This window comes from Streptomyces sp. NPDC047022, from assembly GCF_040644155.1.
Taxonomy (GTDB): Bacteria; Actinomycetota; Actinomycetes; order Streptomycetales; family Streptomycetaceae; genus Streptomyces.
The window spans coordinates 17,285-30,976 of sequence record NZ_JBEYVV010000042.1; the positions used below are offsets into that span (position 1 = coordinate 17,285).

The 13,692-nt window shown below is 67.5% G+C and carries 13 protein-coding genes; 10 read left to right on the top strand and 3 right to left on the bottom strand.

Annotated features, from left to right (window positions below):
* Positions 1-113: 113 nt before the first annotated feature.
* Positions 114-1,697 (top strand): ABC transporter substrate-binding protein, encoded by a 1,584-nt coding sequence (locus ABZ845_RS28805; RefSeq protein ID WP_360985300.1) that lies wholly within the window; start codon positions 114-116, stop codon positions 1,695-1,697.
* A 77-nt stretch (positions 1,698-1,774) separates the two neighbouring features.
* Here ABZ845_RS28805 and ABZ845_RS28810 read toward each other — a convergent pair whose 3' ends face one another.
* Complete coding sequence (locus ABZ845_RS28810; RefSeq protein WP_360985303.1) at positions 1,775-2,446, bottom strand: response regulator transcription factor; 672 nt, start codon at positions 2,444-2,446, stop codon at positions 1,775-1,777.
* A 14-nt stretch (positions 2,447-2,460) separates the two neighbouring features.
* A complete protein-coding gene (locus ABZ845_RS28815) occupies positions 2,461-3,348 on the bottom strand; it encodes a RecB family exonuclease (protein WP_360985306.1) in 888 nt (295 codons plus the stop codon).
* Between the two features lie 228 nt (positions 3,349-3,576).
* On the opposite strand from ABZ845_RS28815, the gene ABZ845_RS28820 reads away from it, so the two are divergent.
* From ABZ845_RS28820 to ABZ845_RS28830, 3 genes are all read left to right on the top strand, one after another.
* Entirely contained in the window at positions 3,577-5,058 is a 1,482-nt protein-coding gene (locus ABZ845_RS28820) for a site-2 protease family protein (protein ID WP_360985309.1), read from the top strand.
* A gap of 55 nt (positions 5,059-5,113) precedes the next feature.
* Entirely contained in the window at positions 5,114-6,016 is a 903-nt protein-coding gene (locus ABZ845_RS28825) for a tRNA (adenine-N1)-methyltransferase (RefSeq protein ID WP_360985312.1), read from the top strand.
* A gap of 252 nt (positions 6,017-6,268) precedes the next feature.
* Positions 6,269-6,844, top strand: coding sequence for a hypothetical protein (locus ABZ845_RS28830; protein ID WP_360985315.1), 576 nt, complete (start codon positions 6,269-6,271; stop codon positions 6,842-6,844).
* Positions 6,845-6,959: 115 nt separating this feature from the next.
* Here ABZ845_RS28830 and ABZ845_RS28835 read toward each other — a convergent pair whose 3' ends face one another.
* Entirely contained in the window at positions 6,960-7,274 is a 315-nt protein-coding gene (locus ABZ845_RS28835) for a ferredoxin (RefSeq protein ID WP_360985318.1), read from the bottom strand.
* Positions 7,275-7,518: 244 nt separating this feature from the next.
* Here ABZ845_RS28835 and arc point away from each other — a divergent pair, with 244 nt between their 5' ends.
* The 6 genes from arc (at position 7,519) to prcA (ending at position 13,670) form a co-directional block, all read left to right on the top strand.
* Positions 7,519-9,285 carry a proteasome ATPase gene (gene arc, locus ABZ845_RS28840; RefSeq protein WP_360985321.1) on the top strand — a complete coding sequence of 589 codons (1,767 nt, stop codon included), beginning with the start codon at positions 7,519-7,521 and terminating at the stop codon, positions 9,283-9,285.
* A 234-nt stretch (positions 9,286-9,519) separates the two neighbouring features.
* A complete protein-coding gene (dop, locus tag ABZ845_RS28845; RefSeq protein WP_360985324.1) occupies positions 9,520-11,031 on the top strand; it encodes a depupylase/deamidase Dop in 1,512 nt (503 codons plus the stop codon).
* 182 nt (positions 11,032-11,213) lie between these two features.
* Positions 11,214-11,432, top strand: coding sequence for a ubiquitin-like protein Pup (locus tag ABZ845_RS28850; RefSeq protein ID WP_360985327.1), 219 nt, complete (start codon positions 11,214-11,216; stop codon positions 11,430-11,432).
* A 117-nt stretch (positions 11,433-11,549) separates the two neighbouring features.
* Positions 11,550-12,062, top strand: a complete 513-nt coding sequence (locus ABZ845_RS28855; RefSeq protein WP_360985330.1) for an endonuclease VII domain-containing protein — start codon at positions 11,550-11,552, stop codon at positions 12,060-12,062.
* The gene (gene prcB, locus ABZ845_RS28860) at positions 12,014-12,859 is read left to right on the top strand and encodes a proteasome subunit beta (protein WP_360985333.1); all 846 of its coding nucleotides are present in this window, start codon (positions 12,014-12,016) and stop codon (positions 12,857-12,859) included. The genes ABZ845_RS28855 and prcB overlap by 49 nt, the downstream gene beginning before the upstream one ends.
* A 61-nt stretch (positions 12,860-12,920) precedes the next feature.
* Entirely contained in the window at positions 12,921-13,670 is a 750-nt protein-coding gene (prcA, locus tag ABZ845_RS28865; RefSeq protein ID WP_360985336.1) for a proteasome subunit alpha, read from the top strand.
* Positions 13,671-13,692 lie beyond the last annotated feature (22 nt).

Sequence of the window (13,692 nt, forward strand, 5' to 3'; positions counted from 1 at the left end):
ACCGGCCCGGGGGTCTTCGTCATGTACACGGTAAGATCCGGGGCGTTCTCCCGCACGAGAGCGGACCACATCCACCGTGGGCCGACACGAAGTGAAGACAAGGCACGATGTACGTGAACATACGCACCCAGTGGCCGGTCCTGTCCCTGGCCACGGCGCTCGCCGCCGGCCTGCTCACCGGATGCGGCACCTCCACGGACGACTCCGCGGGCACCGGGCACCCCGTCGTCATGGGAATGTCGGACGACGTCCTGGCCACCGACCCCGCCTCCGGCTACGACCCCGGCTCCTGGATGCTGTTCGACAACGTCTTCCAGACCCTGCTGAGCTTCCCCAAGGGCGGCACGGAACCCGGGCCCGAAGCCGCCCGGCAGTGCTCGTTCACGGACGCCGCCACCAAGGTCTACTCCTGCACCCTCGAAGACGGACTGAAATTCAGCAACGGCGACCCGCTCACCTCGAAGGACGTCAAATACTCCTTCGACCGCATGCTGAAGATCAATGACGCCGCCGGCCCGGCGATCATGTTCCCCATGCTCGGCTCGGTCGCCACCCCCGACGCCAAGACCGTCGTCTTCCACCTGAAGTACCCCGACGCCACCTTCCCCAGCAAGATAGCCTCCGGCGCGGGCTCGATCGTCGACCACAAGGAGTACCCCGCCGGCGCACTGCGCAAGGACGGCAAGGCGGTCGGCTCCGGCCCCTACAAGCTGGACTCCATCGGCCCGGACAAGGCCGTCTTCTCCGTAAACACGGCCTACAAGGGCACCGCCCGGGTCCGCAACTCCGGTGTCACCCTCAGGTTCTTCCACGGCGACCAGGGCGCACTGAAGCGGGCCCTCCTCGGCCACCGGATCGACCTCGCCTACCGCGGTCTCGCCGCCGCCGACATCGCCGGCATCGACAACGACACCTCCACCGGCAACGGGATCGATGTCATCGAGGGCTCCAGCGCCGAAGTCCAGGACCTCGTCTTCAACATGAAGGACCCGGTCGCGGGCAGACTCGGCGTCCGCAAGGCGATCGCCTACCTCCTCGACCGTGACGCCCTCGTCAGCAAGGTGTACGACAACACGGCCACCTCGCTCTACTCGATCATCCCGGCCGGCATCACCGGCCACGACACGTCCTTCTTCGACACCTACGGCGCACGCCCCTCCGCGGCCAGGGCGGCCGCCGCACTGCGCGCCGAGGGCATCACCGGCAAGGTGAAGCTGACCCTGTGGTCCACGCCCTCACGCTACGGGCCCGCCACCGACGACGAGCTCAAGACCATCGCCCAGCAGCTCGACACCAGCGGACTGTTCGACGCCACCGTCAAGTCCGTCCCCTTCGCCCAGTACGAGAAGGACATCGCCGCGGGCAAGTACGGCGTCTACGTGAAGGGCTGGGTCCCCGACTACCCGGACCCCGACAACTTCACCGCCCCGTTCTTCGGCAAGGGCAACGTCCTGGACAACCACTACGACAACAGCACAATCAGCGACCGGCTGATCCCCGCGACCGCCGCCCAGAGCGACCGCTCCTCGACCGTCGGCGACTACGGCAGGCTCCAGGACATCGTCGCCAAGGACATCCCGCTCCTGCCCATATGGCAGGCAAAGCAGTACGCCCTGGCCGGCGACAACGTCTACGGCCTCGAATACTGCCTCGACGCCTCCACCGTGTTCCGGTTCTGGGAGATCAGCAAGGGCTGAGCAGGACCCCGCACACCCACACGCGGGGTGCCCCCAAGGAGGCACCCCGCGCGTCGTCATGGTGGAAACCGAGCCGTCTACTGCGCCCCGGGCCGCACCAGACCGCTCTCGTACGCGTACACCGCCGCCTGCACCCGGTCCCGCAGCCCCAGCTTCGTGAGCACATGACCGACGTGAGTCTTGACCGTCGTCTCGCTGACGAACAGGTCAGCGGCGATCTCCGCGTTCGACAGCCCCCGCGCCACCAGCTTCAGAACCTCCACCTCACGCTCGGTCAGCGTGTGCAGCGTGTCCGGCACCGGCTCGTCCCCCGACGGCAGATGGCCCGCGTACTTGTCCAGCAGCCGGCGCGTGATGCTCGGCGCCAGCATCGCCTCGCCCCCCGCGACCACCCGGATCGCCTGCACCAGCTCATGCGCCGGAGCATCCTTGAGCAGAAAGCCGCTGGCACCCGCGCGCAGCGCCTCCACCACATACTCATCGAGATCGAAGGTCGTCAGCACCAGCACCTTCGCCGGCCCGTCCCGCCCCGGGCCCGTGATCTGCCGAGTCGCCTCCACCCCGTCCATCCGGGGCATACGGATATCCATCAACACCACATCGGGCTGCAGGGCACGCACCTGATCGAGCGCCTGAAGGCCGTCACCGGCCTCACCGACGACCGCGATGTCCCCCTCGGCTTCCAGGATCATCCGGAAGCCCGTACGCAGCAGCGGCTGGTCATCGACCAATAGGACGCGGATGGCCACGTAAGTCTCCTTCGCTAGTCCGGCCCCATTCTGCCCTGCTCGGTGCCACCCGACCCGGGCACCCTGACCGGCAGCGGATACGGCGGGGGAGTGCCACCGAACTCGGGACACACCGCCTGATGATCACACCAGCCGCACAGCTTGCTGGGCCGGGGCCGCCAGTCCCCGGACTCCGTCGCCGACCCGATCGCCTCCCACAAGGCCAGCAGCTTCCGCTCCACCCGCTGCAGATCGGCCGGCACCGGGTCGTACGTCAGCACCTCCCCGCTGCCCAGATACACCAGCTGCAACCGCCGCGGCACCACACCCTTCAGCCGCCACACCACCAGGGCATAGAACTTCATCTGGAACAACGCGCCCTCGGCATACTCGGGCCGGGGCGCCTTGCCCGTCTTGTAGTCGACGATCCGCACCTCACCCGTCGGCGCCACATCCACACGGTCGATGATCCCGCGCAGCCTCAGCCCCGACTCCAGCTCCGCCTCCACGAACAGCTCCCGCTCGGCGGGCTCCAGCCGCGTCGGATCCTCCAGCGAGAACCAGCGCTCCACCAGCCGCTCCGCCTCACCCAGCCAGCGCGCCAGCCGCTCACCGCCCGGATCCTCCGCGAACAGCTCCACGACCTCCGGCCTGCTCTCCCGCAGGCGGTCCCACTGCCCCGGCACCAGCGACCGCGCCAAAGGAGCCGTCCGCTCCGCCGCCGGCACGTCGAAGAGCCGCTCCAGCACCGCATGCACCAGCGTGCCCCGGGTCGCCGCCTCACTCGGCTTCTCCGGCAGCCTGTCGATCACCCGGAACCGGTACAGCAACGGGCACTGCATGAAATCGCTCGCCCGCGAGGGCGACAGCGACCCCGGCGGCACGGCGGACGGCTCCACGACGCCGTCAGTGCTGGTTTCCATGACAACAAACCCTACGGCCCACCACTGACAGTGACGCCCACCCGCCCGGATCCGGCCCCCCGGCCAACACCCCGCACGCCCCGGACAACCCCGCGCCCGCACACGACGTCCCAGGCAACAGAGAAGGTGCCGGGGCAGAACACCGGGCAACAGACGCATACCATCGACCACAGAACCTCCCACCCCGCACCACCCGGGAACGGGAGACGCATCGAACGAGGGGACATCGTGGACGAGAGCGGCGGAAGCGGACAGCCGCACCCCGGCAACGGCGGGGCGACCGGAAGCGAAACGGCCCCCACGGCGCACACCGCCGATCCCGTACGCCCTCAGCAGCCGCAACGACCCGCCACACGCCCCACCGCGGACGAACCCACGACCGTACGCCAGGAAGAAGACCCGGAGCAGCACCCCACACCCCCACCGGCACCGGGCCACCCCAACGGCCCAACGCCCCCCCACCCGCACGGCGACCCCTCGGCACCCGGCGCACACCCGCCCCGCAGCCACGCCCACACCGGCACCTCCGGCACCGGACGACCCCCACGACGCCCCAAGGAACCAGGCGGCGGCATCCTCATGGGCCGCCCCTTCGGCGTCCCCGTCTACGTCGCCCCCAGCTGGTTCCTCGTCGCCGCCCTCATCACCTGGGTCTTCGGAGGCCAGCTCGACCGCGTCCTGCCCGAACTCGGCGCCGCCCGCTACCTCGTCTCCCTCTTCTTCGCCATCGCCTTCTACGCCTCCGTCCTCATCCACGAACTCGCCCACACCGTCGCCGCCCTCCGCTTCAAGCTCCCCGTCCGCCGCATCCAGCTCCAGTTCTTCGGCGGCGTCTCCGAGATCGAGAAGGAAGCCGAGACCCCCGGCCGCGAATTCATCCTCGCCTTCGTCGGCCCCCTCCTCTCCCTCCTCCTCGCCGGCGCCTTCTACCTCGCCATGCAACCCGTACGCGCCGGCACCGTCCCCGGCGTCCTGCTCGCCGGGCTCATGGTCTCCAACCTGATCGTCGCCGTCTTCAACCTGCTCCCCGGCCTGCCCCTCGACGGCGGCCGCATGCTCCGCGCCGTCGTCTGGAAGATCACCGGCAAACCCATGAGCGGAACCATCGCCGCCGCCTGGGTCGGCCGCGCCCTCGCCGTCAGCGTCCTCATCGGACTGCCCCTGCTCACCCAGACCGGCGCCCTCGGCCCCACCGCCGAGGACAACACCGGAATGGACACCGTCACCGACGCCCTGCTCGCCGCCATCCTCGCCGCGATCATCTGGACCGGCGCGGGCAACAGCCTGCGCATGGCCCGGCTGCGCGAACACCTCCCCGAACTACGCGCCCGCAACCTCACCCGCCGCGCCGTACCCGTCGAAACAGACACCCCCCTCTCCGAAGCCCTCCGCCGCGCCAACGCCGTCGGCGCCCGCGCACTCGTCGTCGTCGACGCCGGCGGCGAACCCCTCTCCCTCGTCCGCGAAGCCGCCATCGTCGGCATCCCCGAACACCGCCGACCCTGGGTCCCCGTCAGTGGCCTCGCCCAAGAACTCAACGACGGCATGCGCGTCTCCGCCGAACTCGCCGGCGAAGACCTCCTCGACGTCCTGCGCGCCACCCCCGCCACCGAATACCTCGTCGTCGAGGAAACCGGCGAGATCTACGGCGTCCTCTCCGCCGCCGACGTGGAGCGCGCCTTCGTCAACGCCATGGCCCGCCCCAGCTGACCCCACCGCCACTCACATGGTCGGCACCCCCTCCCACGACCGGTAGGCTGGTCACATGTCCGAACCGACCGGTGCCGCCCGCCGACGCGGGCCCTTCAAGGTCGGGGACCAGGTTCAGCTGACCGACCCCAAGGGCCGCCACTACACGTTCACACTCGAAGCGGGAAAGAACTTCCACACCCACAAGGGCTCCTTCCCGCACGACGAACTGATCGGCGCACCCGAGGGCAGCGTTGTCCGCACCACCGGAAACGTCGCCTACCTCGCGCTGCGCCCCCTGCTCCCCGACTACGTCCTGTCCATGCCCCGCGGGGCAGCCGTCGTCTACCCCAAGGACGCCGGGCAGATCCTCGCCTTCGCCGACATCTTCCCCGGCGCACGCGTCGTGGAAGCAGGCGTCGGTTCCGGCTCGCTCAGCAGCTTCCTGCTGCGCGCCATCGGCGACCAGGGCATGCTCCACAGCTACGAGCGCCGCGCGGACTTCGCGGAGATCGCCCAGCAGAACGTGGAGCGCTACTTCGGCGGACCCCACCCCTCCTGGCAGCTCACCGTCGGTGACCTCCAGGACAACCTCAGCGACACCGATGTCGACCGTGTCATCCTCGACATGCTCGCCCCCTGGGAATGCCTGGACGCCGTCTCCAAGGCACTCGTCCCCGGCGGCATCCTGTGCTGCTACGTCGCCACCACCACCCAGCTCGCCAGGACCGTCGAGTCCATCCGGGAGATCGGCTGCTTCAACGAGCCCACCGCCTGGGAGACGATGATCCGCAACTGGCACATCGAGGGCCTCGCCGTCCGCCCCGACCACCGCATGATCGGTCACACCGGCTTCCTGCTCACCGCCCGCCGCCTCGCCGACGGAGTCGAGCCGCCGATGCGCCGCCGACGCCCCGCCAAGGGCGCCTACGGCGAGGACTACGAAGGCCCCAACGCCGACGGGGGCGCCGGCCGCTGACACGGCCGTACACCACACAACGCCAGAGCGCCGTGGCCCAGTTCCCAGGAGTGTCCGGGAACTGGGCCACGGCGCTTTCGTGTTGAACCCCGGGCAAGCACCCGACTCCTGGCAGACGCAAATGACCCCCGGTGTGCACGAAGCGCACCGCCGGGCCCGGAAGAGCCGCCCCCGACGTTCCCCCGCAATGTGACGTGTGGCACCATGCGGGACACCCCCACCGGCGCAGCTCTCACAGGAGACACTTCTCGCGTGCAGCACCCAGCCGTTCCGGAACTCGCTCACACCACCACCCAGCCCATCCACTGGGTCGCCACGGCCACCGCCATCTCCGGCGTGATCGCCCTGTCCTCAGTGCTGCAGCCCGGCTCCGCGACGGCGGCTCAGCCCCGCGCCGAGACCAAAGCCGCCCCGGTCGGCATCGCACCCCCCGACCCCGCCAGAGCCGACTTCCCCCTCGACTGCGGTTCCACCCGGCTCCTCGTCCGCAAGAAAGCCACCGGCGACCTGGACGGCGACGGCCGCCCCGAGACCGTCGCCCTCGTCCGCTGCGACACGAGCATGGGAACCCCGCCCGACGCCGTGTACGTCCTCACCCAGGCCGCCACGGACCCGAAGCCGCGCGTGGTCGCCACCCTGGTCGACCCCAAGGACCGCCTCACCGTCACCGACTTCGCCGTCCACGACGCCGCGGTCAGCGCCACGCTCCTCGGCTACTCCTCACCCGACGTACCCAGTTGCTGCCCGGACACCAAGACCCGCGCCAAATGGCAGTGGAAGGGCGGCGCGTTCATCCGCTCCACGCCCACCGGCGCACAGAACGCATGACCCGAGCGCCGGACCACCGGCGCACACCACCGCGGGACCGCCGCCGGGCACGCACACCGGCACAGCGGGCATCATGTGAGAAAACAGACAGAAGTGGCGCGGAGTGATCCTACGATCACTCCGCGTCGGCGTCCACGTCAGGCCCGTAGACCTCCACGCCGTCCGCGATCCGACGCACGTGAATGCACTCACCCGGGCACTCCCGGACCGAATCCACCACATCCGTGACAAGCGGCAGCGGCACCGGTGTTACAGCCCCCCTGGCCTGCAAAAGCTCATCGTCCGGGCCCTTCACGTACGCCAGACCGTCGATGTCCAGCTCGAAGACCTCCGGCGCGTACTGGGCGCAGATCCCGTCACCGGTGCACAGATCCTGATCGATCCAGACCTCCAGCGCCCCACTTCCGACTCCGGCCCGTTCCACGATCATCTCTCCTGACATTTCCTGCACACAGCCGCCGGGAATCCAGCAGGCTCTGACGGGTGTTGAACACTCAGACCCTACCTTCGGCCGCTTCCCAATCATGTTCGGTGGGTATCCCCCTGGCGTGAGGGAGAGCGCAAGGGTGAAGATCGGACACACCTCGACAGTCTTTGTGATCTAGGGGTTTCAATCGACACCCACCCAGGTAGGGTCTGGAAGCGTCCAGCTCCCCTTGGAGGAGGTGAGGACCGTGGCAGCCCACGACGACGACATGAACCGCGGCATCCGCCCGGGACGGGGGTCCGAAGACCCGGCCGGGCAGATCGCCTACCTTGAGCAGGAGATCGCCGTCCTGCGCCGCAAGCTCGCCGACTCTCCGCGGCACACGAGGATTCTCGAAGAGCGGATCGTCGAGCTGCAGACCAACCTGGCAGGCGTCTCCGCACAAAACGAACGGCTCGCAAACACGCTCCGTGAGGCCCGAGACCAGATCGTGGCCCTCAAGGAAGAAGTCGACCGGCTCGCACAGCCGCCGGCCGGCTTCGGCGTCTTCCTGCAAGCCAACGAGGACGGCACGGCGGACATCTTCACCGGAGGGCGCAAACTCCGCGTGAACGTCAGCCCCGGCGTCGACCTCGACGAGCTCCGCCGCGGCCAGGAACTGATGCTCAACGAAGCGCTCAACGTGGTCGAAGCCATGGAATACGAGCGCGTCGGGGACATCGTCACCCTCAAGGAAGTCCTTGAGGACGGCGAGCGCGCCCTGGTACTCGGGCACACCGACGAGGAACGGGTGGTACGGCTCGCCGAGCCGCTGCTGGACGTCACCATCCGGCCCGGCGACGCCCTGCTGCTCGAACCCCGCTCCGGCTACGTCTACGAAGTCGTACCCAAGAGCGAAGTCGAGGAACTGGTCCTCGAAGAGGTCCCCGACATCGGCTACGAACAGATCGGCGGCCTCGCCGGCCAGATCGAAGCCATCCGCGACGCGGTCGAGCTCCCCTACCTCTACCCCGACCTGTTCAAGGAGCACGAACTGCGGCCGCCCAAGGGCGTCCTGCTGTACGGCCCCCCCGGATGCGGAAAGACACTCATCGCCAAGGCCGTGGCCAACTCACTGGCCAAGAAGGTCGCCGAAGTCACCGGACAGGCCGCGGGCAAGAGCTTCTTCCTCAACATCAAGGGCCCCGAGCTCCTGAACAAATACGTCGGCGAAACCGAACGACAGATCCGCCTCGTCTTCCAGCGAGCCCGTGAGAAGGCCAGCGAGGGCACCCCCGTCATCGTCTTCTTCGACGAGATGGAATCCCTCTTCCGCACCCGGGGCTCCGGCGTCAGCTCGGACGTGGAGAACACCATCGTCCCCCAGCTCCTCGCCGAGATCGACGGAGTGGAAGGCCTGCAGAACGTGGTCGTCATCGGCGCCTCCAACCGCGAGGACATGATCGACCCCGCCATCCTGCGCCCCGGCCGCCTCGACGTGAAGATCAAAATCGAACGTCCGGACGCCGAAGCGGCCAAGGACATCTTCGGCAAGTACCTCACCGAAAGGCTCCCCCTGCACGCCGACGACGTCAGCGAGCACGGAAACGACAAGGGCGCCACCGTCCACGGCATGATCCAGACCGCCGTGGAACAGATGTACGCCGAATCCGACGAAAACCGCTTCCTCGAAGTCACCTACGCCAACGGAGACAAGGAAGTCCTCTACTTCAAGGACTTCAACTCAGGCGCCATGATCGAAAACATCGTCGGCCGCGCCAAGAAAATGGCGATCAAGGACTTCCTCGAACACAACCAAAAGGGCCTCAGGGTCTCCCACCTCCTCCAGGCATGCGTGGACGAGTTCAAGGAGAACGAGGACCTGCCCAACACCACCAACCCCGACGACTGGGCCAGGATCTCCGGAAAGAAGGGCGAACGGATCGTCTACATCCGCACCCTCATCACCGGAAAACAGGGCGCAGACACCGGACGCTCCATCGACACGGTGGCAAACACCGGCCAGTACCTGTAAAGCACAGGGAGGCTGCGGGTGCCCCCACCGGGTACCCGCAGCCCACTGCTTTTCCGGCCACGACCGGACCAAGGCAAAGACGCAAATGATCTCCCCACCAGCGCAAAGGCGTTCTAGGCTCTTTCCTACCGCCGCGTCGCGCAGCGCGGGGACGGGCACCGCACGCGCACCGGAGCACCAGCGGTACTTGAGCGCCGCCCCCGACCGAGGGCGCCGCCGGGCAAGGAGGGCCGCATGACCGTACGGCGAGTAATGGGCATCGAGACGGAGTACGGCATCTCCGTCCCCGGCCACCCCAACGCCAATGCCATGCTCACCTCGTCCCAGATCGTCAACGCATACGCCGCGGCGATGCACCGGGCCCGACGGGCCCGCTGGGACTTCGAAGAGGAAAACCCACTGCGCGACGCGCGAGGCTTCGACCTCGCCCGCGAAGCCGCCGACGCCAGCCAGCTCACCGACGAGGACATCGGACTCGCCAACGTCATCCTCACCAACGGAGCACGGCTCTACGTCGACCACGCACACCCCGAATACAGCGCACCCGAAGTCACCAACCCCCGCGACGCCGTCCTCTGGGACAAAGCCGGCGAACGCATCATGGCCGAGGCCGCCGAACGCGCCGCCCAGCTCCCCGGCGCCCAGCCCATCCACCTCTACAAGAACAACACCGACAACAAAGGCGCCTCCTACGGCACCCACGAGAACTACCTGATGAAGCGCGAAACCGCCTTCTCGGACATCGTGCGCCACCTCACCCCCTTCTTCGTCTCCCGCCAGGTCTTCGCCGGAGCAGGCCGCGTCGGCATCGGCCAGGACGGCCACGAACACGGCTTCCAGCTCAGCCAGCGCGCCGACTACTTCGAGGTCGAAGTAGGCCTCGAAACGACACTCAAGCGCCCCATCATCAACACCCGCGACGAACCTCACGCCGACGCCGAGAAATACCGCCGCCTCCACGTGATCATCGGCGACGCCAACCTCTCGGAAATCTCCACCTACCTCAAACTAGGCACCACCGCCCTCGTCCTCTCCATGATCGAGGACGGCTTCATCGCCGTCGACCTGGCCGTCGACCAGCCCGTACGCACCCTCCACCAGGTCTCCCACGACCCCACACTCAAGCGCCTCGTCACGCTCCGCAGCGGCCGGACACTCACCGCCGTCCAGCTCCAGATGGAGTACTACGAGCTGTCGCGCAAATACGTGGAGGAGCGCTTCGGAGCCGACGCCGACGACCAGACCAAAGACGTCCTCACCCGCTGGGAAGACACCCTCAACCGCCTCGAGAGGGACCCCATGAGCCTCGCCGGCGAACTCGACTGGGTCGCCAAACGAGAACTCATGGAGGGCTACCGGCGCCGCGACGGCCTCGACTGGGACGCCGCACGACTCCACCTCGTCGACCTCCAGTACGCCGACGTACGCGCCGAGAAGGGCCTCTACAACCGCCTGGTGGCCCGAGGACGCATGAAACGCCTGCTGGACGAGTCCGACGTCGAGAGGGCCCGTACCAAGCCGCCGGAGGACACCAGGGCGTACTTCCGCGGACGCTGCCTGGAACAGTACGCGGACGACGTCGCCGCGGCCTCCTGGGACTCCGTGATCTTCGACCTCCCCGGCCGGGACTCACTCCAGCGGGTCCCGACCCTGGAGCCGCTTCGCGGAACGCGTAATCACGTCAAGGAACTCCTCGACCGCTGCCGCACCGCGGAGGACCTGGTCCGGGTCCTGTCGGGCAGCTGAGGAGACCGAGGGACCGGGTACCGGCCGGGCGGGGTGGAAATCCCGGCGGCCGGGAATCATGGAGATGGCCCCCCGTACGTTGAAGCAACTGCGGGGCCGATGTCGGACCGGGCGAGTAGGGTCTGATCATCACCGATCGGCGGAAAGCCGACCATGTCGGGCGAACTGAGCGGGGTGAGGTTATGGCGACCAAGGACACCGGCGGCGGGCAGCAGAAGGCCACGCGCTCCACGGAGGAGGTCGAGGAGCAGGAGCAGGACGCGCAGGCTCAGGGAGACCTGAAGGAACGGCACGAGAAGCTGAGCGATGACGTGGACTCGGTTCTCGATGAAATCGATGATGTGCTCGAGGAAAATGCAGAGGATTTCGTGAAGTCCTTCGTTCAGAAGGGCGGAGAGTGATTTCACCTTCGAAGCTAAGGTGACGGGGGCTCGGGGTTGGGAAACGAAGATGGCGTGAAGCGTTGCTCGCGGTGTAAGCAGTACCAGCCGCGAGCGGCGTTCGCGCGAAACCAGGCAATGCGTGACGGCTTGCAGGCTTACTGTCGAGAGTGTGCCGCTGAGTACCACCAGCAGCGGCAGATTGCCAAGGGCCGCAATGTGCGTCCGCGGGTAGCCGTACCGGAGGGGCACAAGTTCTGCAGGACCTGCGGCGAGATCAAGCCCCACAGTGAGTGGCATCGCAACGCAAGCGCCTCCGACGGCCTCGCGACGAGCTGTAAGCCCTGCCGGGCGGTGCTGATGCGTGCGATCCACCTGAAGCGCAACTACGGCATCACCGAAGCCGAGCGCGACGAGTTGATTGCCTCTCAAGGGGGCGTCTGCTGCATATGTTTGTCGGCTCCGGCCGTTCATGTGGATCACTGCCATGAGACGGGTAGGGTCCGTGGCGTACTGTGCTTCAGCTGCAACGCCGCGCTGGGGCAGTTCAAGGATCGGCCCGACGCCATAAGGCGCGCTGCCGCATACGTGGAAGGAAACGCGTGGAAGCCAACACTCGTAGCACCGGGCGTCTACCGGCTGCCTTCCTGACGCCTGGCTCCTCGTCCTTCATGGACTTCCTGTCCGAGCACCAGCCCGAGCTGCTGCCCGGCAGGCGGCAGCTGCCCCCGACCCAGGGTGTGATCGAGGCGCCGCACGGCACGACCATCGTGTCCGTCACGTTTCCCGGGGGTGTGGTGCTGGCGGGTGACCGCAGGGCGACCATGGGCAATGTGATCGCGCAGCGGGACATCGAGAAGGTGTTCCCGGCGGACGAGTACTCGGCGGTGGGGATCGCGGGTACGGCGGGTCTCGCCGTGGAGATGGTGAAGCTGTTCCAGCTGGAGCTGGAGCACTTCGAGAAGGTCGAGGGTGCGCAGCTCTCGCTGGAGGGCAAGGCGAATCGCCTGTCGACCATGATTCGTTCGAACCTCGGTATGGCCATGCAGGGCCTGGCCGTGGTGCCGCTCTTCGCCGGTTATGACGTGGACCGGGAGAAGGGCCGTATTTTCTCGTACGACGTGACGGGTGGCCGTTCGGAGGAGCAGGGTTTCGCGGCCACGGGTTCTGGTTCGATCTTCGCGCGTGGTGCCATGAAGAAGCTCTACCGTGATGATCTGTCCGAGGAGCAGGCGACCACGTTGGTGGTGCAGGCTCTGTATGACGCGGCCGACGACGACTCGGCGACCGGTGGTCCCGATGTCGCCCGCCGGATCTACCCGATCGTCACTGTGATCACTGAGGACGGTTACCGCCGGCTGAGCGAGGACGAGGCGTCCGGGATCTCGCGTGCGGTTCTGGAGCGGCGCCTGGAGCAGCCGGACGGTCCGAGGGCCGCTCTGCTCTGATGCCGGGCCTGGTTGTTGTGCAGGTGATCGAGTGACTTCGACAGAAAGGGATGGATGACCGGTGTCGACGCCGTTTTATGTCTCCCCTCAGCAGGCCATGGCCGACCGGGCGGAGTACGCCCGTAAAGGCATCGCGCGTGGTCGCAGCCTGGTCGTGATGCAGTTCGCCGACGGCATTGTGTTCGTCGGTGAGAACCCGTCCCGTGCGCTGCACAAGTTCAGTGAGATCTATGACCGGATCGGCTTTGCGGCTGCCGGCAAGTACAACGAGTACGAGAATCTGCGGATCGGTGGTGTGCGGTACGCGGATCTGCGGGGTTACACCTATGACCGGGATGATGTGACGGCTCGGGGTCTGGCGAACGTGTATGCGCAGACGCTGGGCACGATCTTCTCGAGTGCGGCGGAGAAGCCGTACGAGGTGGAGCTGGTGGTGGCCGAGGTGGGGGAGACCCCGGACGGCGACCAGATCTATCGTCTGCCGCATGACGGGTCGATCGTGGATGAGCACGGTTCGGTGGCGGTCGGTGGTAATGCGGAGCAGATCAGTACATTCCTGGATCAGCGTCATCGTGACGGTATGACGTTGGCGGAGGCGCTGAAGCTGGCGGTGCAGGCGCTGTCGCGGGATACGAACGGCAGTGAGCGGGAGATTCCGGCGGAGCGTCTGGAGGTCGCGGTTCTGGACCGGACGCGTCCGCAGCAGCGGAAGTTCAGGCGGATCGTGGGTCGGCAGTTGTCGCGTCTGCTGGAGGGCGGGGGCGCGGCCACGGCTGCGGAGGCCGAGGCTGAGGCCGACGACGAGGAGTGACCGTTCCGGTCGTTGGGTGAGG